Annotated in this window: 27 protein-coding genes; 23 read left to right on the plus strand and 4 right to left on the minus strand. The window is 70.0% G+C overall.

The genetic code is table 11. The features are described 5' to 3' along the window. Window positions 1–56: 56 nt before the first annotated feature. From IG99_RS33560 to IG99_RS33635, 16 genes are all read left to right on the plus strand, one after another. Window positions 57–629, plus strand: coding sequence for a hypothetical protein (locus tag IG99_RS33560; RefSeq protein ID WP_037680709.1), 573 nt, complete (start codon window positions 57–59; stop codon window positions 627–629). A gap of 44 nt (window positions 630–673) precedes the next feature. Beyond that, entirely contained in the window at window positions 674–1,471 is a 798-nt protein-coding gene (locus tag IG99_RS33565; protein ID WP_051866202.1) for a hypothetical protein, read from the plus strand. Window positions 1,472–1,485: 14 nt separating this feature from the next. Next, entirely contained in the window at window positions 1,486–1,920 is a 435-nt protein-coding gene (locus IG99_RS33570; RefSeq protein ID WP_037680711.1) for an NUDIX domain-containing protein, read from the plus strand. Window positions 1,921–2,030: 110 nt separating this feature from the next. Continuing rightward, a complete protein-coding gene (locus IG99_RS33575; RefSeq protein ID WP_037680781.1) occupies window positions 2,031–2,324 on the plus strand; it encodes a hypothetical protein in 294 nt (97 codons plus the stop codon). 89 nt (window positions 2,325–2,413) lie between these two features. After that, window positions 2,414–3,091 (plus strand): GGDEF domain-containing protein, encoded by a 678-nt coding sequence (locus IG99_RS33580; RefSeq protein WP_051866204.1) that lies wholly within the window; start codon window positions 2,414–2,416, stop codon window positions 3,089–3,091. Beyond that, the gene (locus IG99_RS33585; RefSeq protein WP_037680712.1) at window positions 3,088–3,549 is read left to right on the plus strand and encodes an ASCH domain-containing protein; all 462 of its coding nucleotides are present in this window, start codon (window positions 3,088–3,090) and stop codon (window positions 3,547–3,549) included. The genes IG99_RS33580 and IG99_RS33585 overlap by 4 nt, the downstream gene beginning before the upstream one ends. Then, the gene (locus tag IG99_RS33590; protein WP_037680714.1) at window positions 3,546–4,079 is read left to right on the plus strand and encodes a WhiB family transcriptional regulator; all 534 of its coding nucleotides are present in this window, start codon (window positions 3,546–3,548) and stop codon (window positions 4,077–4,079) included. Before IG99_RS33585 ends, IG99_RS33590 begins: the two co-directional genes overlap by 4 nt. A 10-nt stretch (window positions 4,080–4,089) precedes the next feature. Beyond that, on the plus strand, window positions 4,090–4,932 hold the full coding sequence (locus IG99_RS33595) for an Lsr2 family DNA-binding protein (protein WP_037680715.1): 843 nt from the start codon (window positions 4,090–4,092) through the stop codon (window positions 4,930–4,932). Window positions 4,933–4,935: 3 nt separating this feature from the next. Beyond that, entirely contained in the window at window positions 4,936–5,487 is a 552-nt protein-coding gene (locus IG99_RS33600) for a hypothetical protein (RefSeq protein ID WP_037680716.1), read from the plus strand. 11 nt (window positions 5,488–5,498) lie between these two features. After that, window positions 5,499–5,972 (plus strand): hypothetical protein, encoded by a 474-nt coding sequence (locus tag IG99_RS33605; RefSeq protein WP_078948055.1) that lies wholly within the window; start codon window positions 5,499–5,501, stop codon window positions 5,970–5,972. After that, on the plus strand, window positions 5,969–7,087 hold the full coding sequence (gene dnaN, locus IG99_RS33610; RefSeq protein ID WP_037680718.1) for a DNA polymerase III subunit beta: 1,119 nt from the start codon (window positions 5,969–5,971) through the stop codon (window positions 7,085–7,087). The genes IG99_RS33605 and dnaN overlap by 4 nt, the downstream gene beginning before the upstream one ends. Window positions 7,088–7,170: 83 nt before the next feature. Beyond that, complete coding sequence (locus IG99_RS33615; protein ID WP_037680720.1) at window positions 7,171–7,416, plus strand: hypothetical protein; 246 nt, start codon at window positions 7,171–7,173, stop codon at window positions 7,414–7,416. After that, a complete protein-coding gene (locus IG99_RS33620) occupies window positions 7,413–7,787 on the plus strand; it encodes a hypothetical protein (RefSeq protein WP_037680787.1) in 375 nt (124 codons plus the stop codon). Before IG99_RS33615 ends, IG99_RS33620 begins: the two co-directional genes overlap by 4 nt. A 155-nt stretch (window positions 7,788–7,942) precedes the next feature. Beyond that, window positions 7,943–8,914: an abortive infection family protein gene (locus tag IG99_RS33625; RefSeq protein WP_063768364.1), complete on the plus strand. Its 972-nt coding sequence runs from the start codon at window positions 7,943–7,945 to the stop codon at window positions 8,912–8,914. Between the two features lie 117 nt (window positions 8,915–9,031). Then, window positions 9,032–10,237 carry a ParA family protein gene (locus IG99_RS33630; protein ID WP_037680791.1) on the plus strand — a complete coding sequence of 402 codons (1,206 nt, stop codon included), beginning with the start codon at window positions 9,032–9,034 and terminating at the stop codon, window positions 10,235–10,237. Then, window positions 10,234–11,154: a ParB/RepB/Spo0J family partition protein gene (locus IG99_RS33635; RefSeq protein ID WP_037680722.1), complete on the plus strand. Its 921-nt coding sequence runs from the start codon at window positions 10,234–10,236 to the stop codon at window positions 11,152–11,154. Before IG99_RS33630 ends, IG99_RS33635 begins: the two co-directional genes overlap by 4 nt. Window positions 11,155–11,226: 72 nt before the next feature. Here IG99_RS33635 and IG99_RS46365 read toward each other — a convergent pair whose 3' ends face one another. Then, window positions 11,227–11,661 carry a hypothetical protein gene (locus tag IG99_RS46365; protein WP_158973289.1) on the minus strand — a complete coding sequence of 145 codons (435 nt, stop codon included), beginning with the start codon at window positions 11,659–11,661 and terminating at the stop codon, window positions 11,227–11,229. A gap of 561 nt (window positions 11,662–12,222) precedes the next feature. On the opposite strand from IG99_RS46365, the gene mobF reads away from it, so the two are divergent. Then, window positions 12,223–14,190: a MobF family relaxase gene (mobF, locus tag IG99_RS49155; protein ID WP_078948057.1), complete on the plus strand. Its 1,968-nt coding sequence runs from the start codon at window positions 12,223–12,225 to the stop codon at window positions 14,188–14,190. Window positions 14,191–14,599: 409 nt separating this feature from the next. On the opposite strand, the gene IG99_RS44445 is transcribed toward mobF, so the two are convergent. Beyond that, the gene (locus IG99_RS44445) at window positions 14,600–15,034 is read right to left on the minus strand and encodes a hypothetical protein (protein WP_158973290.1); all 435 of its coding nucleotides are present in this window, start codon (window positions 15,032–15,034) and stop codon (window positions 14,600–14,602) included. An 833-nt stretch (window positions 15,035–15,867) separates the two neighbouring features. Between IG99_RS44445 and IG99_RS33655 the strand changes: the two genes are divergently transcribed. From IG99_RS33655 to IG99_RS33665, 3 genes are all read left to right on the plus strand, one after another. Then, the gene (locus tag IG99_RS33655; RefSeq protein ID WP_037680724.1) at window positions 15,868–17,235 is read left to right on the plus strand and encodes a replication-relaxation family protein; all 1,368 of its coding nucleotides are present in this window, start codon (window positions 15,868–15,870) and stop codon (window positions 17,233–17,235) included. A gap of 76 nt (window positions 17,236–17,311) precedes the next feature. Then, window positions 17,312–17,584, plus strand: coding sequence for a hypothetical protein (locus tag IG99_RS33660; RefSeq protein WP_037680726.1), 273 nt, complete (start codon window positions 17,312–17,314; stop codon window positions 17,582–17,584). 73 nt (window positions 17,585–17,657) lie between these two features. Continuing rightward, entirely contained in the window at window positions 17,658–17,888 is a 231-nt protein-coding gene (locus tag IG99_RS33665) for a DUF6207 family protein (protein ID WP_037680728.1), read from the plus strand. A gap of 34 nt (window positions 17,889–17,922) precedes the next feature. On the opposite strand, the gene IG99_RS33670 is transcribed toward IG99_RS33665, so the two are convergent. Beyond that, window positions 17,923–18,849: a DUF4238 domain-containing protein gene (locus IG99_RS33670; RefSeq protein ID WP_051866215.1), complete on the minus strand. Its 927-nt coding sequence runs from the start codon at window positions 18,847–18,849 to the stop codon at window positions 17,923–17,925. A gap of 72 nt (window positions 18,850–18,921) precedes the next feature. Next, window positions 18,922–19,080, minus strand: coding sequence for a hypothetical protein (locus tag IG99_RS49160; protein WP_158973291.1), 159 nt, complete (start codon window positions 19,078–19,080; stop codon window positions 18,922–18,924). 139 nt (window positions 19,081–19,219) lie between these two features. Between IG99_RS49160 and IG99_RS33675 the strand changes: the two genes are divergently transcribed. From IG99_RS33675 to IG99_RS33685, 3 genes are all read left to right on the plus strand, one after another. Then, window positions 19,220–19,906 (plus strand): hypothetical protein, encoded by a 687-nt coding sequence (locus IG99_RS33675; protein ID WP_051866217.1) that lies wholly within the window; start codon window positions 19,220–19,222, stop codon window positions 19,904–19,906. Continuing rightward, window positions 19,903–21,858: a coiled-coil domain-containing protein gene (locus IG99_RS33680; RefSeq protein ID WP_158973292.1), complete on the plus strand. Its 1,956-nt coding sequence runs from the start codon at window positions 19,903–19,905 to the stop codon at window positions 21,856–21,858. Before IG99_RS33675 ends, IG99_RS33680 begins: the two co-directional genes overlap by 4 nt. 62 nt (window positions 21,859–21,920) lie before the next feature. Continuing rightward, on the plus strand, window positions 21,921–23,888 hold the full coding sequence (locus IG99_RS33685) for a hypothetical protein (protein WP_037680731.1): 1,968 nt from the start codon (window positions 21,921–21,923) through the stop codon (window positions 23,886–23,888). Window positions 23,889–24,009: the final 121 nt, after the last annotated feature.

Raw genomic sequence — 24,009 nt, forward strand, 5'->3', positions numbered from 1 at the left:
CCCGACACCGGCCGGGGCGGCGCGGTGCCCGGTCAGCCCGCTCCCAGGAGGATCCGTTGCCCCGCACCATCACCAAGGCGGCCCCCGACCGCCTCACCGCCGTCCTCGCCGACATCCTCGGCACCGACTGGACGCTGCCCACCGTGCCGGAGTGGCCCGCCGTCTTCACCAGCGAGACCGCCGACCGTGACCTCACCTGCTACCCCGACTGGAAGAACGGCCGGATCATCTTCGAACTGTCCCCGGCCGGGGCCGCCTCTGGCGACTTCGACCGCCGCCAGTTCGCGAAGTACACCCCCGACCTGACCGGCCACGACCACATCCACGCCTGGCTCGCCGACGGCGACCTGGCCGCCGTCACCGACGCCCTGGCCGTGATCCTGGAGCGGCTGATCGAACTGCCCCTCCCCGAGCGCACCCCCCTCGCCGACCCGCTGCAGACCCAGCGCGAGCGCCTGGCAGAGCAGGCCAGGGAACTGGCCGCGAACGCCTCGTACTTCGCCGCCGGCCTCATCTGGTCCCAGCCCGTCGGCGACGACGCGCAACGGCTCGCCACCCTCGCTCGCGACCTCGCGCACACTGCGACCCGCGTGGACGAGCTGCGCGGCCACAAGAACCCGCGACGCTGACCAACCCGCCCGTCACCAGCACGTTCCCGACCACGGAGGAACTCATGGCACGCAGCGCCCGGCCCCCCGTCCACTACATGGCGACCCGGCCCGACGGCACCGTCCCGCCCACCGACAACCACCTCGCCCGCTACTACAGCGGCCTGGGCGAGACGATCCCGACCGTCAACCTCGCCGACCACATCGGCCAGGTCATCGACCACCCCAGCCCCGGCCAGCAGTGGTACACCGACAAGCCGTTCTCGTACTTCCACATGTACATGCGGCCCGGCGAGATCCTGGAGCGCATCGAGGAGGGCTGGCCGATCCGGCTGTTCGTCGTGGAGCCGCTCGGTGAGACCGGCAACTGGGGCGGCCGCTACTACCCGTACTGGCTGATGTCCCAGCAGATCCGCGTCGTGGAGGAGACCGGGGCGTGGCAGGCGTTCGGGCACCGCGGCGAGCAGGTCCTGGCCGTCCTCGCGCAGCTGCCCGACCTCGCCCGGCAGTGGGCCACCGAGTGGGCCGCCGACCCCGAGGGCACGCGCCGGACGTACCAGGCGTGGGAGCAGCGGGTGGACGACACCCACGCGCTGACGCAGTGGGCGTTCTGGCGGGCGCAGTCCTCCCGCCGCGCGGCCGGCCTCGCCGCGGCCGACCAGCTCGCCGGGGACGCCGCCGCCCAGGCCGCCACCGACGCCGGCGCCGACCCCCACACCGTCGCCCTGATCCAGCTGCGGGCCCGCTGCCTGGTCGCCGGTCAGCTCATGCACGACCGCATCCGCAACGGCGAGTACGAGCAGTCGATCCGCGCCCTGCTGCTCGGTGCCGCACTCGACACCCCCGCCCCCGTCCCGGCCTGAGCAGGAGTCACCAGATGAGCACCGCCACCACTGACGAGACCGCCACCACTGACGAGACGATCCGCTACACCGCTGACGTCGTCCTGCTCGCCGCCGGGCACGTCCTGCTGATCGAGCGGGGCTGGGACCCGTTCAAGGGCCGGTGGGCCCTGCCCGGCGGTCATGTGGACGTGGGGGAGACCAGCCTGGCGGCTGCGGCCCGCGAGCTGGAGGAGGAGACCGGCATCACCGTCCCGGCCGCCAGCCTCCGGCAGGTGGGTGCCTTCGACGCCCCCGGCCGTGACCCGCGCGGCCGGTACGTCAGCGTCGCCTACACGGCCACCCTGCCGATACCGGTCAGGCCGACGGCCGGGGACGACGCCACCGCCGCCCGCTGGTGGCCCCTGAACGCGCTCCCGGATCTCGCGTTCGACCACGCCGACATCCTGGCGCGGGCCACGGCCGGCTGAACCTTCCTCGAGGGACGCGGCGTTCCTCCGTGCCGCCCCGGCCTCACCTGGCCGGGGCGGTCGCGGTGTTCCGCCACGACCAGGACCAGGACCGGAAGGAGGGGAGGGGCATGCCTCAGTCGTACTGGGAGGTTGACGTCCCGACCAAGAACAACGACCAGGGGCGGCGTCTCCACGTCTTCGTCGGCCTGGCCGACAGCCCCGTCACCGCCCGCGAGGCAGCGCACGACGCGTACGACAAGGCGCTGCTGTTGCACCAGGCCGGGCAGGAGATCCCGTTCGAGTTCGTCAGCGGTTGGGGTGCCCGGGGGCTGCGGCCCGACTGGGACCTCGACTGGAACAAGGCGACGGCCGCTCCGTGGGTGAACCCCCACGGTCTGCTCGGCACACGCCGCACGTTTTGAATCCGCCCCGGGACAGGCGTCAAAGGCGTCCAAACCAGCCGCCTGCCCCGGGCCACCCATCCCGTACGAAACGAGAGGGAGACACCAGTATGGCCTCCACCGTGCGCGTACACGGCCCGTCCGGACAACGCGCTCTGATCATCACCTCTCTCGCGGTGCCGCTGACCGGCTGGACAGTCCACGCCGTCACCCTGCACCGCAAGCTCGCGGCCGCGCGGCGCGACCCGCTGACCGGCCTGCACGGCCGCGACGGCTACACCGGCCGGGCCAGCGCGCTGACCGCCCGCTTCACCCAGGCCGCGATGGTCGTCCTGGTCGACGTCGACCACTTCAAGCAGATCAACGACACCTTCGGGCACGCCGCCGGTGACCGTGTGCTGGTCGCGACCGCGCAGCGGCTCACCGCCTGGGCGGGCAGCCGTGGTGTGGTCGGCCGGCTCGGGGGAGACGAGTTCGCGCTCGCGGTCCGGATCAGCCCGGCGCGGCGCCGCCTGCGCCTGGACCAGCTCGCCGCAGCGCTCGCCCAGCCCGTCGACGTCGGCGACGGCCGCCTGGTCGACGTCGCCGTCTCGATCGGCGCCGCCACCCCGGACCGGATCGGCACCACCGACCTGACGGACCTGCAGCGGGCCGCCGACGCCGCCATGTACGCGGGCAAGCACACCGGCCGCGCGGTCCTCGCCGACCGTTCCCACGCCACCGTGCGGTCCGTCAACGGCCGGCGCGACGGGCGGCCGGGCACGGCGAGCCTCGGGGCGGCCGCATGAAAGCCCCCACCCTCTACGCCCCGGACTTCATCCGCGGCATCACCATCAAGCAGCCCTGGACCGCGTGCATCGTCCACGGCGACAAGCGCGTGGAGAACCGGCCGAAGCCGTGGGCGCCGGGCTGGCGCCTGCTGCACGCCGGTGCGCACAAGACCATGGACCGGGCCGCCCTGCGCGACCCGCTCGTGGCCCGCACGATCCGCGGCCACGAGCTGCACTTCAGCGCGGTCATCGGTGTCGCCCGGATCACCGGCTCCCACACCGACGACGGCGACCCGTGCAGCCCGTGGGCACAGACCGGCTGCTCCCACCTGGTCCTGGACGACGTCCACGCCCTCCCGCTGCCCGTGCCCTGCACCGGGGCGCTCGGGCCCTGGCGCGTCCCGCTGCCCGTGTTCGAGCAGGTCCTCCTCCAACTCCCCCACCTGAACGAGCTGTTCCCGGAGGCCATGTCATGAGCCGTCCCGGCGTCGCCCACCCGACCTCGGGCGCCGACCCCGACCCGCGCTTCCCCTTCCCCCACAGCCCCACCCCGACCCGCTGCCAGCTGGAGCCGACGCTGTTCGACTTCACCAACGGCGACCGCACCACCGACCGGGCGGCGACGGAGAAGCGGCTGGAGCAGGCCCGCAAGGCCTGCTCCCGCTGCCCCATCGTCAAGAACTGCCTGCGATGGGCGCTGGTCAACAAGCCGGTCACGCGGTTCGGCATCTGGGCGGCCACCACCCCCGGCCAGCGCACCGCCCTGCGCAAGCGCATGGTCGACCGGCTCGGGCCGGACTGGATCGACGTCCTCGCCCGCCAGGACGAGGCCCGCCGCGAGCAGGCCGCCGCCGCCCGGCACACCCCGCTGACCGTGGACCAGGCGCGCATCGTCCGGCTGGACCGCCAGGTGAACGGGCCGATGCCGACACACCGGCTGGTCACCCCCGAGCTCCAGCAGCGCAACCGCACCCGGCTCATGGCCGGCCTCAAGGCCGCGTCGTAGGGGGGCCGCGATGTTCACCGACTGGACGGAGGCCCTCGAAGCCGAGGGCCTGCCCCTCAACCCGACCACGACCGAGCAGGAAGCCGCCGCGGCCCGGGTCACCGCCCGCCACGCCGGCAGCAAGGAGGACCTGGCCCTCCTCCTGGACGCCATCGGCCTGCCCGGCGACGACAACACCCTCACCGCCTTGCTCCCCCTCCTCCCCGACCACGCAGGAGAAACCGGCATGACCGAGCGCACCCTCAACGTGACCGAAGCGACCGCGCTGTCCATGTACTACGACGGCGGGCAGATGGACGCCATCACGGACGCCACCGGCCTGTCCAAGGACGAGGTCACCGCCCTCGTGGAGACCAACTTCCCGCCGCCCGCCACGGCGGCCGCCGACGCCACCGAGGCCAACGACGGCGGCACCGGCGACTCGGTCGAGCAGCTGCTCGCCTGGGCAGAGGCCCACGAGACGGCGAGCATCCGCAACAAGGCAGCCCGCGTCCGGACCGACCTGACCGACCTGACCACCCGGCGTGCCGCCGACGACGCACAGCGAGCGGCCGAAGAGCGCGTCACCCGGCTCAAGGCCGAACTGGCGAAGGCACAGGAGGAGCTGCGCGCGGTGAAGGCCGGCACCCTCCCCGCCACCGCCACGGCGGACGAGCCCACCGCCACGGCGACGGAGGAACCCACGCCGATCCGGTCGGGACTCGGCAGCGGCCGCACCAAGGAGGAGCTCGCCGACATCCGCACCTGGGCGCGCGCCAACGGCTACAAGGTCGCGGACGCGGGCATCGTCGCGAAGAAGATCCTGGACGCCTACGACGCCGCCCACCAGGCCCCGGCCGCGAAGGCGAGCTGACCCATGGGAGCCGACGCGATAGCCCTGGACGGCTTCCTGGACGAAGAGAAGGTGCCCGGCCACGGATCGACAGCCCGCTTCAGGATCGTCGTCAGCCCGACGGACGAGCGCGCGGACGAGATGGTCATGCCCTGCACGGTGACCGACCCGGCCATGGCGGCCGCCGTGCTGTACGACCTGGTTCCCGGCGACATGCTGCGCGTCACGGGCTACGTTCGGGCGCCCCGCACCCCGGACGAGCCGATGTGGCTGGACGTCACCACGCTCGAATTCCTGCGGGAGGCGCCTGCCCAGTCACCGGAAGGCGTCGGCGACGGGGAACTCGACTTCCTCACTGCCGACGCCGGGGACATCTACCAGCGGACCGGAATCAGCGTCCACGTCGCCGACTGCGGGCTGTTCGAACGCCACGGCACGTATCTCCTCTGGCACGACGGCGACGTGGCGGTCACGAGCGTGTGGGCCCACACCGGCGCCTGGGTCGGCGAGACCGACGACGCGGACCGGATCGGCGACCTGATCGCCGACTACGAGCGTCGCCCGGCCGACGGCTGACCGGAGACGCCGTGCCGATCCGGCCCGAGAACGTCCTCCGCTACCCGCCCGACTGGCCGGAGATCAGCCTGGCCATCAAGGAACGGGCCGGGTGGCGATGCGAGTGCGAGGGCGAATGCGGCCGGGGCACCCACCCCGGCCGCTGCCCCAACGTCCACGAAGGCGAGGCGTACGGCACCGGCAGCGTCGTCATCCTCACCACCGCCCACCTCGATCACACCCCCGAGAACGTGGACCCCGCGAACCTGCGCGCGATGTGCCAGGGCTGCCACCTGCATTACGACGCCGGGCACCACGCCGTCACCCGCGCCCAGACCCGGGCCCGGGCCCTCGCGGACGCCGGCCAGCTCGCCGTCGACATCGGCGCGGCCGCCACCCCGGTCATGCCGCCCACCCGGCCGCAGACCCTGCCCGCCGCTGCGGCCCCCGCCACCGAACAGCTCCTCCTGGACCTCCCCGAACCCCTCGAAGGGACCCGCCCGTGAAGCTCACCGTCGAACAGTCCCACCTCGCGGCCGCCGTCGGCTACGCCGCCCGCAGCCTCCCCGCCCGCCCGCCGATCCCCGTCCTCGCCGGCCTCCTCCTGGACGCCACCGACGACCGGTTGCGCGTCAGCGCCTTCGACTACGAGGTCAGCGCGGACACCAGCTGCCCCGCCACCGTCACCGAGAACAGCCGCGCCCTGATCTCCGGGCGGCTGCTGTCCGACATCATCGGCACGGTCCGCGGCGACGTGCACCTCGAACTCACCGGCACCCGCATGCTCCTCAAGGCGGGGGCCGCCCGCTTCACCCTGCCGACTCTGCCGCTGGAGGAGTACCCGGCCCTGCCCGACCCGGGCGCCACCGCCGGCACCCTCGCCGGGCCTGCCCTCGCCGAAGCCGTCGCCCAAGTCGCGTGCGCGGTCAGCAAGGACGAGGCCCTGCCCGTCCTCACCGGCATCGGCCTGCGCCACGACAGCAAGGCCGGCACCCTCACCCTCTACGCCACCGACCGCTACCGGTTCGCCGTCCGCACCCTGGCGTGGAAGGACGCCGACCTGCCCGACGGCACCGCCGTGATCCCCGCCAAGGCCCTCACCGACGCCACCAAGGCCACCGCCGACGACACCACCGTCGACCTCGCCCTGCCCACCGGCAGCTCGGGCCTGTTCGTCGTGCGCAGCGAGAACCACACCACCACCATCCGCGCCCTCGAGGGCGAGCTCCCCAAGTACGAGTCGCTGTTCCCCACCGAGTTCGCGGCCACCGCCACCGTGGAGATCGCCGCCCTCAAGGCCGCCGCCCAGCGCGTCGCCCTGGTCTCCACCAAGAAGGAATCCCCGATCAAGCTCACGTTCTCCGCTGACGGCGCCCTCGTCCTGGAGGGCGGCACCAGCGACGACGCCCAGGCCGTCGACAACGTCGACGTCAACCTCGACGGCGACGAATTGAGCATCGCCTTCAACCCCACGTACCTCATCGACGGCCTCAACGCCCTGAACGCTGAGTCCGTCCAGTTCCAGTTCGTCTCCGCCACCAAGCCCGCCGTCATGCGCGGTGCCGGCAGCGACGACCAGGCGCTGCGCTACCTCCTCATGCCGATCCGCCTCACCGGCTGACCCTGCCCCGTCCACGCGCCGCGCTCGCCCACAGCGGGCGCGGCGCCCTTTCGTTCCCCACCACCCGAGCAGGAAGGCTCACCATGGCCCGCATCCGTATCTGGATCGACCCCCAGCACCGTGACGGCACAGTCTGCGAGCACAAGATCAAGCCGTCCGGAAAGCCCCGCGACCCGGAATCCGGCTGCACCGGACGCGTGAACTACCAGGTGATGTGCAGCGAGCACGGCAAGGTCGGCGAACCGCACGGCCTGCGCGTCCTCGCTGAGCCCGCCCAGTCCGCGCACCGCGACAGCCACAAGGCCGTCCCGGCCTCCAACGCCGCGTGACCGCCCGGTACCGACGCTGCGGCCACGGCACCGGCCCGCTCCACCCCGGCGACCAGAAGGCCGTCGCGGAGTTCACCGCGCTGCTGGCCGCCAGGAAGAGACCGGCCCCCTGGACCGGACACGGCGACGTCGCCGTACGGATCGCCCCCGACGGCCGCGGCCTCGAGCGCGGCCGCCCCGCCGACAGACAGCCGGCCGACGCCGACCCCGTCGCCCTGGTCCTCATCCACCCCGACACCGAAGCAGCCCTCACCGGCACACTCCACTGCGCCAGGAGCCGCATCCACGGAGCCTGGACCACGCCGTACCGCCTCCTCACCCACGCCCTCGCCGGACGTGACCTTCCACTTGAGATCGACCTCAGCATCTGAGCGCACACAGAGGCCCCCGCCGCCCGGACTCAAGGTCCGGACAGCGGGGGCCTTTCTGCGTTTCGGCCCATCCTCGATGCCCTCGAGGCAGGACCAGGGTTCCTAACCGGGATAAAGCAGCGGCGCCAGCCGTTCGGGAACACGATGATGAGCTGATGTCCACTGCTGCTGAAGACCGACCAGCCCCCGGACGCCGAATCACGCTGGTCACACGCCGAGACCTCTTCGACTACATCAGGACCGATGGCGCGCCTTGGTATGGGCGCTTGGATGACATCGCCTTTCTCTCCCGGTTGTACGACCTGGACGCCTTGCCGTCGGATGACTACCGCTTCGCCACCGCGCGGGAAGACATCCACCAGCACTGCATCAGAAACCCCGGCGACTGGCCGCAGGACTGGGTCCTTACCGACGCTCGGTTTGGCCTGGACAACGGCTCTGACGAGCAACTGCTGGGCTTCTTGGCACAGATAGTGCATCCCGTCGTGTGCCCCGACCTGGAGCGCGCGGAAGCGATGCTGTCCGAGTTCAACAAGATGCTCAGCCGCGACGGGTGGGGTCTTGCACGGCAAGGTGAAATGTCCGGACGACCCGTCTACGCGCCTACTTTGCTGGGTGGACTCCCGAACACTGCTGTCAGCAGCGCACACGCGGTCGCCGTGCGCGTCGACGCGGAGTACATCGCACAACAGGTCACGCGCATGGAGGGCGCGATCGCAACTGAACCTGAACTCGCGATCGGAACGGCGAAAGAGTTCATCGAGAGCATCTGCAAGACAGTCCTCGACGAACGACAAGAGCCCCACGACAAGCATGACGACGTCCTGGCACTTGTCCGCAAGACCACCAGATGCCTGCAACTCATGCCAGACCAGCTCGACACTTCCGCTCCGGCGGCATCCACGGTCAAGCGGATGATGATGAACCTGGCCCAACTCGTACAGGGCGCAGCCGAACTACGAAACACCTACGGCACGGGACATGGCCGTTCGAAGGCCCAGGCTGAGCAACGCCTCACCTCGCGCCACGCACGTCTGGCAGTTGGAGCCGCATCGACTCTGGGCGTCTTCCTGTACGAGACGCACGAGGAGGGCGGTGCATCCGACGCGACCGGACCAGGGCTGTGACGACGTCGGGGTGCTTACCCGGTAAGCACCCCGACATGCAGGAGCTAACGTCAGATCGGGTGAAATTCGCGCCCCGTCACGTGCCAGGCAATCACTGGCGGCAGTATGCTGCCGCGCATGGCATCTCCTACTTCAGGAGGTGAGCGGGAGAAGCTCGTATCCAAGCTGCCCGCCTCCCTCCGGCAAGCCCTCAAAGTCCGGGCAGCACAGCTCAGTACCGACGTTCAAGACGCTGTCACCGACGGCATCCACGCCTGGCGCGCCCACACCGAAGCGCTCCCCGCGATCGACACGGCAGGAGCCGAGTCCTTCGGAACCTGGCTGCCTGAAGGCCTGTACGACGAATTCAAGCAGGACTGCGTCGCCCGCGGCGTCTCCTACATCCAAGGCCTCGCCCAGTCCGTAGCGCTGTGGCTCGAGCAGAACCCCGCAGACGACGAGACCACACCCACGCGCCGCATCATCGTCTGCAACCAGAAAGGCGGCGTAGGCAAGACCGCCGTCACCGCCGGCCTTGCCCAGGCCCTGGCCGAAGCCCCCCACGAACTGCCGCGGAAAACCGACAAGGCCACGAAACTCGCCACAACCGCGGCAAGCCTCGGACTCCGAGTCCTCATGGTCGACTACGACCCCCAAGGGCACCTCTCCCACCAGCTGGGACTCAAAGCCATCCCAGCAGGCGCCGAAAGCCTCATCACCCACATGCTCAACAGGGAGCAAGCCCGTACTCCCCTGATCGACCTCACCGTCGCCATAAACGAAGCTCGCTTCGGCGACCGGCTGCGGATCCTGCCCGCAGCATTCGACGCCTTCCTGCTGGACTCCGGCCTGACCATGTTCCGCGGACCCCGGCATGCCGCACTTGAGCGGGCCCTGGCCCCACTGGAAGAGCACTTCGACGTCATCGTCATCGACTCACCTCCCAGCCTGGGGCTGGCAATGGACGCCGCCATCTTCTACGGACGTCGGCGCGAGGGAGAGAAGCCCGGCTCGTCAGGCTTGGTGATCCCCGTTGAGGCTGAAGACACCTCCGCGCAGGCCTACGGGATGCTCATCAACCAAGTCGACTCTCTCGCCGCCGACTACGAAATCGACGTCGACCAACTCGGTCTCGTGGTCAACAAATACGACTCACGCCGCGGCTACATCGCCACCTCATCACTCGACAAGTGGAAGAGCCTCGGCTCTCCCCCCGTCCTCGCAGTAATCGGCGACCTGAAGGAACAACGCGAAGCCGTACGGCTCCAGCGGGCACTGCTGGCCTACGCCCCTGAATCAGACCAGGCCCACCACATGCGCGAGATCGCCCGGAGGCTGTCATGAAGAAATCCGACGCTCTTGGCGGATCCGCCACCTTCGACGCTGTCGCCCAGCCGATGAGCAGCCGCGCCGCCAGTTTCGCCGCCTTCTCCGGACAGACCACGACTGCCCCGGCCGTCACCCAAAGCTCACTCCGGGTCCCCGTCGCCCAGCTGGCACCAAACCCCTATAACCCCCGCGCCACCCTTGCCGCCATAGAGGAGATGGCCGACAGCCTCACCAGCAAGGGCATCATCCAGCCCCTCACCATCGTCACCCGCGAAGCATTCCTTGCAGCGCACCCCGATCACACACAGGACCTTGCATCAGCTGAATACGTCGTCGTCGACGGCAACCGCCGCCTCGCCGGCGCCAAGCTCGCCGGCCTCGACGACGTCCCCGTCCACGTCGACGACACCCTGGCCCACGATGCCGACACCCTGCTCGAGACCGCTCTCATCGCAGCTGTCCAGCACGAAGACCTGGAACCCCTCGACGAAGCCAAAGCCCTTGAACGCCTTGTCCAGGTCCACGGCTCACAGCGCGCCGTGGCCCGGGCACTGGGCAAATCCAGCGGCTGGGTCACCCAGCGCCTTGCCCTGCTCAAGCTCACTCCCGAACTCAAGCAGGCACTGGAAGACAAGACACTCCCGGTCAAGGTTGCCCGCACCGTAGGACAGCTGCCCGAACAGCAGCAGCAGAGTGCCGCAGAGGAGGCACTCGCGCAGCGGGCCAAGCAAAAAGCGGAGTCCAGCCGGAAGCCGAAGGGTGCTTACCCGGTAAGCACCCCTCCGGCGGCCGCCCCCAAGCCCCAGAGCGAGCCTGCGGTCGCCTCCAGCGCGCAGCGATCGGATGAGGATCTGGCGACCCTCGCCGCAGACCTGAAGCGACGCCTCACGGCACAGCAGATCGAGGAACTAGTCGAGCTGCTCATCGCCTGACGGCTGGGTGCTTACCCGGTAAGCACCCAGCCGCATGCAGGGGCTGTAACCGTCACTTCCGGCTGCAGCCCCTCAGGCCTTGTCCGACGGCATCTCGCCGTCTCGCTGGACGCCGCACTCGGCAATCTGCCTGCCGATGAAGTGCCATGTAGGTTCTCGCTGGCCCTCCCCAATGGTCCTCCCCATCAGCCCTCCCACCAGATCCAGGGCCTCCTGGTTGATGTAGCGATCGGGATCCGGGGACTGGAGATGGCGTCGCAGAAGTTCTGAGTCCAGTCCCTGCTCCTGGAGATACGCAGCAAGAGAACCGACGAGCAGGAAGTTGTACGCCAGAGCATCAGTGAGGGCATAGAGCACCAGTCGGTGCCAGTCTCCCGGCCGATCGACATGCTGGTGAGCCGCTCGGACGGCATCGTCCAGATGACTTCGTCCCCAGCGGACGAAGTCCTGCACAAGCGCGATCAGTTCTACTGGCACCACCGCTGGGTGTGCGTCGTTGCTCGACATGCTGGTCGCCCTTCGAGCCCGCGGAGTGGGCGGGATTGCATTGCGAATGTCCTGGAGCGCTGCCCGACGGTTCGCCCCCGTGAGGAACTGCTGTTGACGAGCTGCGTTCTTACGCGCGTGAGATGTCATCGTTCGTCCTTGTGCGCGGCCCCATGACTTCGCGCGGACTGTGGCAAGCCACAGAGCCTCTGCAGCGATGACGCGGCGCGTCTAGGGCCTACCCATCTTCCGGGTCATGGACCGGAAGCACTCGGCCGGGCACCGTCGCGGCAGCTCCATGCGGCGCCACCTTCCTCAACGATCTCGCCTCGCAGGAGGTCACATGTGGGCTGCGGGTTGGGCGGGTGGGGGAGCCGTGGTGCTGGGTGGTTGTCGGCGTGGTGCTGCTGGGTGTCCGTGGTGGTGATCTGGAGCTGGAGAGCGATGACATTCGCGCCCGGCCCGGGGCCGCTTCCCGTCTGACGGGCGCCTGGGAAGAAAGTTCGGCCGCTGCTCCCGCCTGGCGGGACGTGCCGCTGATCGGCCTTTTCTTGCAGGTCAGGGCAGTGTGGCGTGGTCTGTATGACAGTGGATATCAGGGTCATCCGGGCCGGTCAGATGTACCGCTACTACCTCCGCGAGACCGTTGTCGGCGACGGCCGCCGCCCCGCACGCACGCCGCTGCGCGCCGCCCAGGAGCAAGCCGGCGTCCCGGCCGGACGATGGATGGGCCGCGGCCTGGCCGCGCTCGGACTCGCGCCGGGCGAGGAGGTCACCGAGGCGCAGCTGCGGAACCTGTTCGGCGAGCGAGGCCGCCACCCGTACGCGGACCGGATCGAGGCCGACCGGCTCGCCAAGGGCGACTCCCCGAAGAAGGCGTTCAAGGCCGGCGCCCTCGGACGCCGGGTGATGGTCACCGGGGTCGACTTCGTCTTCCGGCCGCAGCCGACGATCTACCTGTTGTGGGCGCTGGGGGATGAGGAGACCCGGCGGGTGATCGAGGCCGCGCACGAGCGGGCGATCGAGCGGGTGCTGGAGTGGATCGAGGACGAGGTGGCCGTGATCCGGTACGGCAAGGACGGCATCTACCGGGTGCGGCCGCCCGGCGGTCTGGTCGCCGCCCGCTTCCGCCACTACGAGGCACGCTCCGGCATGCCGCTGCTCCATGACCATCTGCTGCTGTCCGTGAAGGGACAGCGCCTGGACGGGAAGTGGGGCTCGATCCACACCCTGGCCCTGCACGAGAACACCGTGGCCGCATCCGCGCTCTACAACGAGATCGTGGCCGCAGAAGTCTGCGAGGCGCTGGAGCTGGCGACCGAGCCGCGCACCGTCACCCCGGGGCGCCGGCCGGTGATGGAGATTGCCGGGGTGCCGCACGAGCTGATCCGCTGGACCGCCCAGCGCAGCGACCAGATCGCCGCCTGCCTCGAGGACCTGGAGCACGAGTACGTCACCGCCGTCGACGACGACGGCGAACTGAAGTTCCTGCCCGTGGTCTCCGAACGAGCCCGCGCCAAGCTGAACGGGATGGCCGCCCGCAAGACCCGCCCGCCCAAGCACAAGACCCGGCCGCTCGCGCAGCTGCGCAAGGAGTGGAAGGAGAGCGCGATCCGCACCTCCGGGGTGGCCGTCGACATCATCAACTCCCTCCTCGAGTACGCCCGCGCTGCGGCTGCGGTGATCCGGGCCCGGGTCGCCGCCGTGGTCGACATAGCGCTGGCGGCCGTCGACGTCGCCGCGACCGTGTTCGTGATGAACGAAGGCGGCCGCTTCCACCGCCGGCACCTGCTCGCCGAAGCACGCCGCCACCTCGCCCTCGTCCTGCGCGGCCGCCGCCGCGACCCCGGCCTGGACGACCAAATCGTGGCCGCCGCCATCTCCACCCACTGCCTGGACATCAGCGAGCCGAAGACCGTACGCGGCCTGGAGGCCGACTACCGCCTCTACACCGCCCGGTGGTCCCTGTCCGACCTCCTCGCCCGCCGCCCACCCACTCCCACTCCCGCGCCCGACCCGGACCGGCAGCCACCGGCCGACCCCGGCGAGTCGGCCGAACCCCGGCCCCCGGGCCAGGATGCGGGGGAGTGGGAGATCCTCCGCATCCCGCTGCAGTACGAGCGCGCCGTCCTCGCCGGTGCGGTGGTGCGGGAACAACTGCGCACCGCCACGGCCGTGCGGGGCAGGGCGTACGACGTCGTCGCCCATCAGCAGGCGGCGATGCCCGAGCAGCTGCTCGCGCCCGAGCCGGCCGACCCCGAGCACGACGACCAGGAGCATGAGCCCGGCCGCCGCGAGGCGCTGGACCTGACGGCGCTGCGGGCCCTGCGGGAATCCCGCACGGACGTGGAAGCCCTCGATCTCACCGCCGAACGCCTGCGCCACCTCGGGGAGGCCTTCACCGCGGCGGCCGACCGGGCACGCACCACGATGATCCGTTACGCGCGCCGCGACGACGCCGATACGACGCACCCGGTGCGCGAGGACGACCAGCAGGCGCACCGCCCACAGCAACCCGGACCGCACCGCGGCCGGGAAGCCGGCCACTGAGCGCACCCGATGGCGCGCACCCGGTGCGGTGGTGCGCACCGACGATGCCCCGCCTCCACTCCACCGAGTGGAGGCCACCGCCCGGGAGTGGACACCACCGCGCTCGGCATCCACTCCACCGAGTGGAAGTGGACGACACCGACGGGAGTGGGGCCGTGTATCCACCCGGTGTGTTTCTCCTTGACCTCAGCTCAGGTCAAGGAGAAACGCACCGCCTCCACCCGCGCCCACTCCACCGCACCACTGTCCACCCGGTGCGCACCACTCCCGCGCGCCGGCCGCACCGGTGCGCACCGCCCACTGAGTGGATGCGCACCGGATGGACGGTGGTGCGCACCGGATGGACGCGGTGCGCACTGGACGGGCGCACCACCGCACCAGTGCGCACCCACCCGGTGCGGTGGTGCGGTCAGCGGTGCAGAGCCACCACGTTCTCCACCACCGCGCAGGCCCGCGCCACCTGTTCATCGCGCAGCGCCTGCAGAGCCGGGAAGACGTCCTTCGGCGCGTCGGCGAGGACCTGGCCGACGAAGTGCGTGATGGTGCGGGCGATCCCCGGCGCGGCAGCCGCGGGGGCGTGCGTGGCCCACTCCCTGATCGCCATCAGGTAGATGACGCCGACCTCGTCCAGGACGAAGGAGTCGGCGCAGGGCTCGGTGTCGTCGGACAGCGCGGTCACGGGGAAGACGATCAGTTCCGCAACGGCCGGCAGCAGCCCCGGCAACTGCTCCACCTCGGGCACGAGCCGCGCCGCCGTGGCGTCGTCGCCGGTCGCCACGGCCAGGACGTAGTCGAAGCCGAGCTGGACCAGGTGCGGGGGCAGCGAGGGAACGATCGGGGACATGAGCAGCTCCTGACGTACGGTCGCCGTGCCGATCACGGCGACGTCCCAGCAGAGTCAGGCCGCCAGCCTGTGGACAGAGGACAGAGAACTCTCCACCCTGAGCCGGAACGGACGAACCAGGGCTGCAAGGGTCAAAGCGGGCTCCCTTGTCCAGCGTGGTCGGCCCGACCATGACCCCTTGTCGAGTCGCGGTCGGCCCGACCACGGACCCCTTGTCCGATGCGGCGCGGGCCGCCAGGAGCGCACGCTTCTCCTTGACAGACTCCGCTACCGGGCGCCGTCAGACGGCGGACAAGGGGTGGGCGCTCACGATGGCCGCCACGCGCCCGCACAAGGGGCATGCAGCGGCCACCGATCCATCGGGGCGGCTCTGCCTCGCGCGGGCGTGCCACCGGCCGTCACAGGCCGGTGGAGGACGCCACGACGCAAGGGAGAGACCGGGGCATGATGACCCAACACAGGCGCCCGCCGTACCCTGACCGCACCGCCGACCGGCGAGCCGCGCGCACCACGCTGGGAGGGCTGGTCAGCCGGGCAAGCCGCCGCAGTCTCCTGCCGTCGGCGCTTGCGATCCCACTGCCGTACCCACTTCCGCGCCCGGCACGAGCGCTGACCGCATTTCCCCTGGCCACCACGCCTTTTCGGGGCTGTGGCGCGGCGTCACAACCCTCTTCTCTCCTCCTCTCACTGACCAAGCCCTGGGAAATAGGTGGGGGTGGGGTGTCAGTGGTGGAGGCGATCATCGGGTTCAGGGCGCGCCTGGTGCCCTCTGCGGCCGGGCGGGGCCGGCGCCCGGCCGGTGGCCGGACGCGGACGACGGGAGGGCGGGGCTGATGGCGAAGCGCAAGGCGAACGAGGCGGGATCGTCGACCGGGCACCGCGCCGATGCGCTGCGCGCGCTCGGAGTGCTCAAGGCTGCGACGGCGGACCAGATCCAGCGCCTGTCCTCACCGCACCTGACGTACCGGCACACCCTCAAGGACACGGCGGCCAAGCGGAAGGAGGCGCGCACCGCCTCCCACCGCGGCGCGCTCAACGATCTGCGACGGCACGGCCTGTCCGTCGACGGAGGCCGCACCCGAGGCGGGGAGGAGGTGCGCCTGCTCACCAAGGACGGGCTGGCCGCCGCCGGCCTCGAGTTGGACCGAGGGCCGGAGGAGATGGGCGGCATGCCCAAGAGCGCGGGCCGCTCGGGAGCCTCGCACGCGATGACGGTCAACGAGACGGTCATCGCGATGATCCGCCCGAAGCCCGACCTGGATCTGGTGGCCGGTGAGCCAGCCGAAGCCATCGCGGCCGCCCAGGCCTGGGTCGACGCCCCCGACGGGATCGGCAGCATCACCTCCTACGCCACCGAGGTCGCCCTCCCGGCGACCGGCACCTGGAGGAATCCCGGCGTGGGATGTGCGTGGGCCGACATCGTCCTCACCGCCCCGGAGGCCGGGCTGCCGCTGTTGTTCATCGAGGCCGACAACTGCACCGAGGAAGCCCCGATCATCGCGGCCAAGTTCGACAAGTACATGCGCCACTTCCACCGGAAGGCGAAGGACACCGACGGCAAGGACAAGCCGATGTGGCGCACCCGCTGGTCCGCCCCCGCTCCCCAGTGGGGCGACGCGACCCACCCGCCGGTCCTGCTCGTCTTCCACCAAATCGGCAAGCGGACCGCGCGGAAACAGATGGAGCGGGTCGCCGAACTCACCCGCGAGCACTGGCAGGGCCAGTGGGCCGAAGGCGGCTTCCGCATCTACAACGGGAAGATGCCGATCGTGGCGACCACGCTGGAGCTGCTGCGCGAACACGGCCCGGCAGGTCCCGCGTTCCGGCGCTTTGGTCGCGACGTCGACCAGAACCTCTGGGATGCGATCGGCAACCCTCGCCGGGCTGCCGGCCTCGCCCGCCGGGCCGAAGAGGGGCGGCGCCGTCTCGCCCAGGAAGCCGCCGAACGCGAGGCCAAGCGCCCGGTGTGCGCGGACTGCGGGACCAAGTTCACCGACGACCGGTGGAAGGCCAGCAGCGCGGTCGACTGGGGCCGCGGGGACAGCCACCTGCACCTGTGCGACGACTGCAAGGCGCGCGTCCTCGAGGCGGAGCGACAGGCGGAACAGACCGAACGTGAGCGCCAGGAGCAGGAGCGCCAGGAGGCGGAAGCGGCGCAGGACTCGAAGGCCGGCGGCTGGCTCGGACGCTGGCGCAGCTGACCCGGTAGTGCGGGGGCTTGCCCAGGACCACCTGGGCAAGCCCCCGTTGTCGGTGGCGACTGCGAGGCTGGAGAGCATGGACAGCGACGATGAGCAGCTGCTGCGCGGCCGGATCTACGGAGCCGACCACGACCACCCGGGCCCGAAGCCGGGACGCAGCTACGCCGAACTGGTCGGCGGACCGCTGGACGGACTGCTGCTCGACATCACCGGCTGGAGGCCGGAGGAGATCAACGACGGTGTCTCCCTCCTCACCGAGCTCGGGCAGTTCGGCCCCGGCGGCCGGGCGCTGTACGACCCGCGACCCGGCAACCCGGCCCGCTGGGACTGGGGCGGCGACAGCCCCTGACGGCCCGCCACTCGGTCGGGTGAAGACACCGCCGCGGCGGAACCCTCCCGAGGCGCCGGGCGTAGTGCCGAACATGGACCTGATCAACGAGGCGCACGTGAGCGAGCCGGGCCTGGTCGTCGTCGACGTGGCGGCCGCCGACGACACCACCGCGCTCGCCTTCCAGCAGCTGCTCGCCGGACGTTGGGCGACGGCGACAGCGGAGCGCACGACGCGGGACGCCGGTCAGCCCGGCGTACGGCTGCGCTGTTACCTGGACTTGAGGCAGCCGGTCGGCTCGGATACGCAGGCGGACATGCCGTAGGTCGTCGCAGAGGCACAGCGGTGACGATCGCCTGTCACGTGGTGCGGTCCCCGGCCAGCCGTCGCTGTACGGCGCGTTCTACGAACGGTTCCAGGCCGCTCTCGGGGTGCAGGTACACGTAGCGGTCGGCGGCGTGGATCTGCACGGCGTTGAGGCGGTCGACGAAGGACCGGGGGACGGTGAGCGTGACGTCCTCGGGGCCCAGGGACAGCAGGTGCTTCGGGCCGATGGGAAGGATGAGGGTCTGAGCGTCACCGAACGCCATGCCGTATATGGTGCGGCTTTCCTTCACGGACAGGGTCAGGGCCGGGTTGTCGCCGATCAGGAACTGGCCCGTCTCGGGCGTGATCACCTCCAGCCGCCGCGTCGACGCCAAGTCCCGCATTTTGTGGAAGGTGTCCTCGATGCTGGTGCGGAAGAGCTTGCCGCTCTCGCGGTCGCGCATAACCGTGGACCGTTCGATGAGGCGTTCGGCGAAGGCGCCCAGGGCAGCCGGGCCGGACAGATACAGGCCCGTCTCGCGCAGTGCCTCGAGGCGCAGCTGCTCCGGATACTGGGTGAGCACCTTGGCGAGCAGGCGTGTTCGGGCCCGCTCGACCGAGTCGGTGTGCACGTCGCGGTAGTGGAGCGACCGGACGTAGTGGAGCACGACCAGGTCGCGCAGCACGTCCACGTGAAGAGGGTCGGCGAACGGAGTGCCGGCGTGCACGGCGGCGAGCGCCGGAGGCACGCGCCTCTCCACGTCGCCCCACAGTGCCTCAACGGATGGGGAGTCGACGGCGACGAAGTCCTTGACCCAGCCGCATCGGCTGGTGGGCATCCGCTTGTGCACGCGTCCGGGGTTGTGCAGGTCGAACGGGAGCAGCTGCTGGCTGCCGTCCTTCGGCTCGGGCGCCGTGAACTCTGTGAGCAGGACCTGGGATATGAGGTGCTGCCGCGATGTCTGCTGTGCTGTTCCCACACGCCGGATTCTGCCAAGTGCCCCTCGCCACCCGCTCAGAGTTTCCCGGCTGCCGATCCGCAGGGTCACCGGTCAGTGCAGCCGGACCACGGTGACGACCGAGTGCCGGGTCGTGCCCGCCACGACCTCCACCACCACGTCACCGGCGGCGGGGGTGTAGGTGTCGCCGGCCTTCGTGGACGCCCGCCCGGCCTGGGGGATTAGGTGCGGGCCGACGGTCGACGCCGACATGGGCTAGTCGAGGACCAAGCGCGGTGTCCCGTTGTGAGTAGACGCACTCGTCCAGGGACGGGTGTTCAAGTGGTTACGCACAGCTGTCGTCATGTGCTAGTTGTGGGATCTTGGTTGTCAGCACGGGGGAGGAAGTCGGGTGGCGGAGTCCGGAGTGCGGCGGGCGTCGCGCGCACAGGACGCGGTGCGGCTGCTCTTCCTGTTGGATCACTGCGGCGCGCCGCACGGTGATGACCAGGCCGGGCAGGAGCCGCAGGGAGCGGTTGCGGTGATCCGGGGGCAGAAGCGGCTGCAGGCGTTGGATTTTTGGCTGCGGAATCCCGATTACCTGGCTGATGAGTTGCTCAACCAGGTCGAGGCAGGCAACGTCGACGACACTGCGGGGGCGCTAGAGCGAGCTGGTGCTCTTCTGGAGGGGGATGAACCAGAGATCTCCCGCTATCCGATGCTGCGCTGGCGGTTCGGCGCCTGGGAGGCACTGGACGATGCCTTGGGCCTTTTGTACGCGCACGGCCTGATTGACATCGTGGCGGTGGGGGAGCCACCGGTGAAGGTGGACCGGTGGGACTACTACCTGCTGCCCGCTGGCCGGGACCTAGCGGGGGAACTGCGGACTACTGCCTCGGACCTGGCCTGGTACGACGAACGCGCGGCGATCGTGCTGGCGGTGGCGGGGCAGAGCAGCGGCAGCCAGCTGAAGGCCCTGCAGTACGCGCAGGCGGAGTACGAGCGCACGGTGTGGAAGGCCAGCATCAGCGGTATCACCGACCGCGTGCGGCAGCGGCTTGCGCAGATCACGGAGCAGAGGGCGGGAGCAAGCCGATGAGCGACTTTGTGGAGACGGTAGCCCGCCGGGCAGGTATCGAGGCAGGGCTGGCAGGAGAGATCCTGGCCCGGCACGGAGTGCGCGAGAGCGGCATCCTGCCCCGTCCGCGTCAACTGCTAGTTAAACGCCTGGCCTTCACCGGTGAAAAGAGCGGCAAGTCCACCGGCACGGTGGACTTCTCCTGGGACCTGGGACCCGGCCTGTGGGGCGTGACGGCGGACAACCTGCGAGGCAAGAGCAGCATTCTGGAGATCATCTGGTGGTGCCTGCGCGGCTCGGACGCTCTACAGGCCGACGTGCGCCACTGGATCCACCACGTACGCCTGGACGCCCAGATCGATAACGAACCGTTCACGGTAGGCGTCGACACCACCGGCAGCCAGCTCACCGGCACCCTGACCGTGGGCATCCAGGAGCACGCCACGCAGTTCGCGGGCGAGGCCGAATTCGCCTCCGTGATGGACGCGTTCATGATGGACAGGCTCGGCTTGGAGTTCCTGCGCGGCTGGCGCAAGGACGCCACTGCGGACACGACGGACCAGGCCACGACAGGCAGCGCCGACGGCCAGGTGGTGGTCACATCCTGGCCGGCCTTCAGCCACGCTCTTCTGTGCCGCAACCGCGAGAGCGACGCCCTGCTGGGGCAGACCGCTGGCGGCGGCACGATGGTGAGCCTTCTGCAGATGTTCGTCGGTCTGCCCTGGACGGCCACCCGCCGCGACGCCAATGCAGCCCTGGGGCTGGTGCAGCAGTCCTTGCGAGGACAGCGTCGGCGCGCGCAGCAGGACCTGGCAGCCCGCAGCGCCTCTGTGCAAGAACTCCGAGACCAGCTGGCTCAAGCCCGGCAGGCGGCAGCGCAGGCCGAAGCTGGCCCCACCATTCAAGAGGCGGCCGAGGCCGTGGAGCGGGCCGGTGCCCGACTGGCCGAACTGACCACCCAGCACGCCCACGCGGTGCAGCAGATGCACCAAAGTCAGCAAGCCGAGCAGGAACTCCACGAAACGTTGGTCCTTGATCAGAGCCGACTGCGGGACCTGCGTGAGACCGCGGCTGCCCAGCGTTTCTTCGGGGCTCTGAAACCCACCTGCTGCCCGCGCTGCTCCACCGCACTGGACCAGCTGCCCCACGCGGACCTCGACGAGGCACATTGCCGCATCTGCGGCTCCGCCCCCACAGAAGTCCCCGTCGATCCGTCGGCAGCCGACGAACTCGCCGCCTCCATCCAGACCCTCAAAGAGGCCCACACCGCAGCGAAGAAATCAGCCCGACAGGCCGCCCAAGCCGTCACCGCATCCGAGGCCGGCCTGGCCCAGGCCCGCACTGATCTCGCCGCAGCCCAGACAGCCATGCCCAGCGAGTCTTCTCTGCGCGCCCATCTTGAGGTCGCCCGTGTCGAGGGTGCCCTCGCAGAGCGCCAAGCCGCCGAACGCCGCGCCGAGCAGCCTGATCGGAAGTCACCGGAAGAAAGCGTCCTGGAGGCAGCTGCCAAGGAAGCCGACAAACGCGCGAAGAAGGCCTCAGACCAGCTCTTGGGCACCCTGAGTGCGGAGATCTGCCAACTGGCGATCCGGCTGGGGATGAAAGAGCTCCAAGCCGTCAAACTACTGGGCAACGGCACGCTTCAGATCGCCAAGGGCGACAGCAAGACCACCTTCACCGCCGTCACCCCCGGTGAGCATGTACGGCTACGCATCGCCACTCTCCTCGCCCTCCTGCGCGTCGGCAAGGAAACCGGCGTCGGCCGCCACCCGGGACTGCTCTTGCTCGACTCCGCCGGCGCACAGGAAACCATCGACGTCGACCTGGCCGAAGTCCTCAGCCAGCTCAAGGACATCTGCGAGGAGACCTCCGGCCTCCAAGTCATCACCGCCACCGCCAAACGCGACCTGGCCACCACGGTCATCCCCGCCGACCGACTGAAAGCCGCAGGCCCGGGTGAGCCCGTGTGGTGACCGGCCCGTTAAGGTGACCGACCGTCCTTCGCCGCCTGTCCCATCGAGAAAGGCCACCCGCCGTGACCCCACTCGAGACGCTCCTCGCCCAGGACGGCGATTCACCCACCCTCACCGACCTTGGCGGTGAGGACACCTTTTGGCAGCAGGCCGACACCCTGGCCGCCTCCCCGCTGTGGTTCCGCGCCGCCGAAACCCTCCTTGCCGAATGGGACACCCTCCACCACCCCGACAAGGCCGCCGACTTCATCACCCGCGCTCTCACCACAGCCACCAGCCCCGCGGCTGCTGACGACCTCCTCGACCAGCTCGTCGAACACCCCGGCTACCTCCAGCGCGCGAGCTCCCAGCTCAACACCCTCGCCCTCGAACGCAGCCGCCACCACACCACCCCCATGGAAGCCGAACTCGCCGGCCTCTTCCTCGAAGCCGCTCTCCGCCTCGCCCTGCCGGGAACCACGCGCCGCTACGGACTCCTCGACCGCCTCGTCGACCCCGGCGCCACCAGGGCCCCTGCCGCCTACGCCCGCCGCGTCGTCCGCGCCCTGGGCACCGCCTACGAACACTGGCGGGACAGCGACCTGCTCGCCGCGCTGCAGCACTTCACCCAGACCGCGGTCCACGGCGACGCCGCCTACGAGCTCGCCATGTGCCACCTTGCCGACGCCGCCAACGCCCCCGACCGCCCCACCCTCCTTGCGGCATTCACCACGGCCCGCAGCTTCCTTCAACAGGCCATCGACGCCGACGAAGACCGTCCCGACGCCGCCGCCTACCTTGCCGCGCTCGACGCTGTCCTTGCCTTCGACACCGGCGACACCACTACCCTCACCACAGCCACCTGCCAGCTGCGCCGCTCACTGACCGAGCACGCCATGTGGCTGACCGGCACTCGCACCCACTGGCGCGCCGGCCGCTACGACACCGAAGCGGCCTGGTACACCCTCAGCCTCGACCTCGAACACGCTGACGCTCACCTCGACCAGCGGCTGACCATATGGCCCAACCAGACCATCCAGCACATCCTTGCCACCTATACCGCACATCGCAGCGTCCGCCTCCAGCCAGCCGACGCCGCCCCCGGCCTGCAAGTCCTGGTCGCCCCGCGCATCGAAGACGCCTTCGCCAACCGCCAAGGCTTGCTGCTGCACCTACGCGGCTTGGTCGCCGACGCTCCCGACGACTGGGACGCCAATGCCGCCCACCAACTTCTCCAAGCCATTGACGACCGCCTACAAGCCGACGCCCCCCAGGCGCAGTCAGAAGGCCCGGGAAAAGCCGCGGCGGCGGCCTCCTACCCGGAACTGGCCGCCGAACTCGGTAGCCAGCTCCTCGCCAGCCTGCCCGCACACATGCTCACCAGCCTCCAGGCTGGCCACGCAGACTGGGAAGCCACCCTGATCAGCAGGCTGCCGATCGCCCAGCAGCACATTTACAACGACATCATCGCCGTATTGAAGGGCTGCGACGATTTCCAGCACCCCACCGTCCGGCAGTATTTCGCCCACCTGATCGTCCAGACCATCCGCTTCCTGCACAGCAGGACCAATCGCGCCCGAGCCCACCACACACCTCGCTTCGCCTACCTCTTCGCCCCCAAGCCTGGCGAAAAGCTTCCCCTGGAGGAGACAGTCCAGGAGGACCTCCACGACTACCTCTACGGCAACCTGGAGGACGTCGACATCGAAGTCACCGACCGCAGCGGAGGCCGCGCCGATATCGAAGTCCGTTTCCCCGGCTTCTCTACCGTCATCGAATGCAAGCGCACAAAGGGCAAAACAACGCGCAAGGGGCTACGGCGCTACCTCGGCCAAACGGTCGCCTACCAGGCCGGCGGCATCACCTTGGGCATGCTGGTCGTCCTCGACCTGACACCCAAACCGAGCTGGATCCCCAACATCCGCGACGACATGTGGGCAGAGCACATCCCCTCACCCGTCCCAGAACAACGAGACCGATGGGCCGTCGTCGTCCGTGTCCCCGGAAACCGGACCTCTCCGTACGACATGACTACGCCAGCCATGCCCTAGAGGAGATCGTCGCGTCCTGGACGCCACGAAGCAGTCCGCCCATGAGGGGCTGTAGTTGGCTACGCCGTGATCCCTTGCCAAAAAGCGCTGCCGGTGTGTCGGTTGGCCTGCGACCATCGGG

Origin of the sequence: Streptomyces griseus subsp. griseus (assembly GCF_000720255.1) — a bacterium.
GTDB classification, from domain to species: domain Bacteria; phylum Actinomycetota; class Actinomycetes; order Streptomycetales; family Streptomycetaceae; genus Streptomyces; species Streptomyces griseus_I.

What these genes read in the sequence shown, in the direction of transcription:
- IG99_RS33565 (WP_051866202.1), top strand. Translation starts at nt 674, where the DNA reads ATGGCACGCAGCGCCCGGCCCCCCGTCCACTACATGGCGACCCGGCCC.
- IG99_RS33570 (WP_037680711.1), top strand. Translation starts at nt 1,486, where the DNA reads ATGAGCACCGCCACCACTGACGAGACCGCCACCACTGACGAGACGATC.
- IG99_RS33575 (WP_037680781.1), top strand. Translation starts at nt 2,031, where the DNA reads ATGCCTCAGTCGTACTGGGAGGTTGACGTCCCGACCAAGAACAACGAC.
- IG99_RS33580 (WP_051866204.1), top strand. Translation starts at nt 2,414, where the DNA reads ATGGCCTCCACCGTGCGCGTACACGGCCCGTCCGGACAACGCGCTCTG.
- IG99_RS33585 (WP_037680712.1), top strand. Translation starts at nt 3,088, where the DNA reads ATGAAAGCCCCCACCCTCTACGCCCCGGACTTCATCCGCGGCATCACC.
- IG99_RS33590 (WP_037680714.1), top strand. Translation starts at nt 3,546, where the DNA reads ATGAGCCGTCCCGGCGTCGCCCACCCGACCTCGGGCGCCGACCCCGAC.
- IG99_RS33595 (WP_037680715.1), top strand. Translation starts at nt 4,090, where the DNA reads ATGTTCACCGACTGGACGGAGGCCCTCGAAGCCGAGGGCCTGCCCCTC.
- IG99_RS33600 (WP_037680716.1), top strand. Translation starts at nt 4,936, where the DNA reads ATGGGAGCCGACGCGATAGCCCTGGACGGCTTCCTGGACGAAGAGAAG.
- IG99_RS33615 (WP_037680720.1), top strand. Translation starts at nt 7,171, where the DNA reads ATGGCCCGCATCCGTATCTGGATCGACCCCCAGCACCGTGACGGCACA.
- IG99_RS33625 (WP_063768364.1), top strand. Translation starts at nt 7,943, where the DNA reads ATGTCCACTGCTGCTGAAGACCGACCAGCCCCCGGACGCCGAATCACG.
- IG99_RS33630 (WP_037680791.1), top strand. Translation starts at nt 9,032, where the DNA reads ATGGCATCTCCTACTTCAGGAGGTGAGCGGGAGAAGCTCGTATCCAAG.
- IG99_RS33635 (WP_037680722.1), top strand. Translation starts at nt 10,234, where the DNA reads ATGAAGAAATCCGACGCTCTTGGCGGATCCGCCACCTTCGACGCTGTC.
- IG99_RS46365 (WP_158973289.1), bottom strand. Translation starts at nt 11,661, where the DNA reads ATGTCGAGCAACGACGCACACCCAGCGGTGGTGCCAGTAGAACTGATC.
- mobF (WP_078948057.1), top strand. Translation starts at nt 12,223, where the DNA reads ATGACAGTGGATATCAGGGTCATCCGGGCCGGTCAGATGTACCGCTAC.
- IG99_RS44445 (WP_158973290.1), bottom strand. Translation starts at nt 15,034, where the DNA reads ATGTCCCCGATCGTTCCCTCGCTGCCCCCGCACCTGGTCCAGCTCGGC.
- IG99_RS33655 (WP_037680724.1), top strand. Translation starts at nt 15,868, where the DNA reads ATGGCGAAGCGCAAGGCGAACGAGGCGGGATCGTCGACCGGGCACCGC.
- IG99_RS33660 (WP_037680726.1), top strand. Translation starts at nt 17,312, where the DNA reads ATGGACAGCGACGATGAGCAGCTGCTGCGCGGCCGGATCTACGGAGCC.
- IG99_RS33665 (WP_037680728.1), top strand. Translation starts at nt 17,658, where the DNA reads ATGGACCTGATCAACGAGGCGCACGTGAGCGAGCCGGGCCTGGTCGTC.
- IG99_RS49160 (WP_158973291.1), bottom strand. Translation starts at nt 19,080, where the DNA reads ATGTCGGCGTCGACCGTCGGCCCGCACCTAATCCCCCAGGCCGGGCGG.
- IG99_RS33680 (WP_158973292.1), top strand. Translation starts at nt 19,903, where the DNA reads ATGAGCGACTTTGTGGAGACGGTAGCCCGCCGGGCAGGTATCGAGGCA.